Here is a 1,351-nt window from a genome sequence, read left to right on the forward strand (position 1 = left end):
ATGAGCCCGACGCGGCGGACTGGCGTCTCTCAAGGCTCCCGAATTTTCAGAAAGCCCTGTTTTGGCTTGAAGAAGAAACCACGGCCATCGACACAACCAGTCGCACACCAGCCGAAGTTGCTGCCTTGATCCTCGAAGAATTGGCCACCACGCGACCTTGAGTCGCAGGAACCAGACAAGTCGGCCGCTCAAGGGTCCTCTTGCGGGGAACATTACGACGGTGGGCACCTCACTGGTCCCGTAACCTCCGCGTGTCAAAACCCATGTGAGACGAGACGCCGGCGCTTCGTGATCCGTAGAATCGGCACATGGAAGCCGTGATCCGAACAGTTTCGGCGAATGACGGCGTGAACATCTCTTACTCGGTTTTCGACGGGGCTAGCCCCGCCGTTGTTATTCTGCACGGCCTCGCCGGGAGCAGTCGGGAATTCGTGCCAACGGCGCGCACACTGTCGGGTCGGAAGGTCGTTCTAATCGATCAGCGCGGCCACGGGCTCAGCACGCGACTCCCTGCGGATACCTCCCGAGAGGCGTTCGTTGGTGATGTAGTTCGAGTCATCGAGGTGGAAGAGTTCGATGCCGTCGACCTCGTAGGTCAGTCAATGGGAGCGCATACCGCGATGCTAGTCGCGGCCGCCCGTCCAGACCTAGTGCGCCGACTTGTGCTCTTGGAGGCGAATGAGGGCGGAGGCTTACCCGAAGACCACGCTGCATTAGGCGACTTCTTCCGCTCGTGGGACGTGCCCTTCACTACTCGTGAATCGGCTTCCGCCGCACTGGGTGTCGGCCCCCTCGCTCAAGCATGGGTAGCAGATCTGCAGGAACGCCAGGACGGTTTTTACCCACGCTTCGACCCCGACGTTATGGTCGCAGCCGTTTCCGCGGTCGCGCACCCACGTTGGGAGGAATGGCAAGCGGTGGCCGCGCCGACACTCGTCGTCTACGCCGACCAGGGCATGTTCACCGAAGAGCAGAAGAACATTTTCGTATCACGCGGCCCGAACGTTTTGCGTGTTGACCTTGCCGATGCGTCGCACGACGCACACCTTGATGCGTTCGACCAATGGATCGTCGCGCTGCGCAACTTCGTCAACGCACGCTAAGGAATCCCCAATGTGAACGACACATCGGTCGACCTCGGAGCGACGCCGACGACAGATTCGCAATCATGGACATTCCTGCGCTCCCCGGGCCGAGGGGGTGCTACAGACGAAAGCGTCTCGTATCCTACGTGCCTCGCCTCCGGCGGATTCAAGTGGTGTTTGCAACACCGGTTTGATTAGTTGGGTTCGAGATTAGCGTGGCGAGGACCTCTGCGGGCGTTCGGTAGCCGTGGCGTTTGCGGGGCCGA

Annotated in this window: 1 protein-coding gene; it reads left to right on the forward strand. The window is 60.6% G+C overall.

Going from position 1 to position 1,351, the window contains the following annotated elements:
* The first annotated feature begins 308 nt into the window (after positions 1-308).
* The gene (locus E3O67_RS02730; protein WP_135101783.1) at positions 309-1,103 is read left to right on the forward strand and encodes an alpha/beta fold hydrolase; all 795 of its coding nucleotides are present in this window, start codon (positions 309-311) and stop codon (positions 1,101-1,103) included.
* The last annotated feature ends 248 nt before the right edge of the window (positions 1,104-1,351 follow it).

It is taken from the genome of Cryobacterium sp. TMT3-29-2 (assembly GCF_004564305.1).
Taxonomy (GTDB): domain Bacteria; phylum Actinomycetota; class Actinomycetes; order Actinomycetales; family Microbacteriaceae; genus Cryobacterium; species Cryobacterium sinapicolor.